The following is a 368-nucleotide window of genomic DNA, read 5'->3' on the forward strand; positions in this document are numbered from 1 at the left end:
CCGGGCTCGGCGTGCTGCTCGTCGCGGTGCAGGTCGCCCTGCTGCCGCGGTACGTGCGGCTGCCCTTCTCGCTCGGGTTCTGGTCGTTCGTGTTCCCGGCGGCGGCGGTCGCGACGGCCGCGATCGAGTGGTTGCGGGTGCTCGACGTGCGGTGGGCGTGGATCCCCACCGCGGGGGTGCTCGCCCTGCTCTCGGTGCTCGTGGCGGTCGTCGGGTCGCGGTCGATCGCGCTGGCCGTGCGGCACCTGCTGCCCCAGGCGGAGGGGGTCCTGCAGGCCGCCGACGACGAGGACGCCGAGCCGGGCCCCGTGACGGGCGCGACCCGGACGGTCTGAACGCGACCACGGCTCGGGAGGCGCGGTGCGCGT

The 368-nt window shown here is 76.4% G+C and carries 1 pseudogene; it reads left to right on the forward strand.

Features of this window, described 5'->3' with window-relative positions:
* Nucleotides 1-335: pseudogene (locus BIV03_RS04940) on the forward strand (transporter); the annotation flags it as partial.
* Nucleotides 336-368 lie beyond the last annotated feature (33 nt).

This window comes from Curtobacterium sp. MCBA15_016, assembly GCF_001865105.1.
Lineage (GTDB): Bacteria > Actinomycetota > Actinomycetes > Actinomycetales > Microbacteriaceae > Curtobacterium.